This is a genomic window from Nonomuraea antri (assembly GCF_013283785.1).
Lineage (GTDB): Bacteria > Actinomycetota > Actinomycetes > Streptosporangiales > Streptosporangiaceae > Nonomuraea > Nonomuraea antri.
Genome location: NZ_JABCPZ010000570.1, coordinates 1 through 1,095, shown reverse-complemented (window position 1 = coordinate 1,095; position 1,095 = coordinate 1). Strand labels below are relative to the sequence as shown.

1 protein-coding gene is annotated in these 1,095 nt (G+C 74.5%); it reads left to right on the top strand.

The genetic code is table 11. The features are described 5' to 3' along the window. Positions 1 to 240 precede the first annotated feature (240 nt). A partial coding sequence (locus HII36_RS55420) for an AfsR/SARP family transcriptional regulator (protein WP_173531425.1) occupies positions 241 to 1,095 on the top strand: 855 nt, incomplete at its 3' end.

The window sequence follows — 1,095 nt, the reverse complement described above, 5'->3', positions numbered from 1 at the left end:
GTGTCGGGGGGTGGGGGGTGAGGTGAGCGAGCCGGCCGTTCACCTGGTTGTGGCCCGAACGCTAAGCGCTGCTTACCAGCGTGCAAATACGTATGTGCATCGGTATGCGTTACCGATAATTCGGTAATGCGCTGATGGCCGGGGTGCGCCGATTACCTAGTGGGCCCGCGCGTCCCCGGCTTCACCTGGAGCGCTGCCGTCCGCACCGATCACCAGGGAGGTGGCGCTACTCTGCGGTCTGTGCGGATAGAAGTACTCGGCGCGATCAAGGCGTTACGCGGCGAAGACCCGGTCGAGCTCGGCGGGCGCAAGCCCCGGATGCTGCTGGCCGCCCTGGCGCTGCACCGGGGCCGCCCCGCGTCCGTCGACGGCCTGATCGACCTGGTGTGGGGCGACGCGCCCCCGCCCAGCGCGCTGCAGACCCTGCACGTATACGTAGCCGACCTGCGCCGGGCGCTGGAACCCGGGCGCGCGCCCCGCACCCCGGCCGGCACGATCGTGACCGCCGCGCCCGGATACGCGCTGCGGCTGCCCGACGACGCCTTCGACGTGGCGATCTTCGACGCCGCCCTGGCCGCCGCGCAGTCCAGGCTCGGCGAGTGGACGGGCGCGGCCGGCGAGCTGCCCAGGCCGCCCGCGCTGAGCGCGGCGGAGCTGGCCGAGACCATCGCCGCGCTCGACCGGGCGCTCGCGCTCTGGCGCGGCACTCCGTACCTGGAGCTGGACGACGCGCCCGCGGCGGTGGCCGAGCGTACCCGGCTGGCGGAGCTGCGCACGGTGGCGCTCGAATACCGCGCGGTCGCCCGGCTGGCGCTGGGCGAGCACGCCACGCTCGCCGCCGAGCTGGAGGCGCTGACCGCCGAGCATCCGCTGCGTGAGCGGCTGTGGATGTTGCGGGTGCTCGCGCTGGCCGGCTCCCATCGGCAGGCGGACGCCCTGGAGGCGCTGCGCCAGGTCCGGCGGGTGCTGGCGGACGAGCTGGGGCTCGATCCGGGGGTGGCGCTGCGCGAGCTGGAGGGCGCGGTGCTGCGCCAGGACCCGGCCCTGACCTGGCCCCCGGCAGTGCGCCCTGGGGTGCCCGGTTCGGGGGGAACT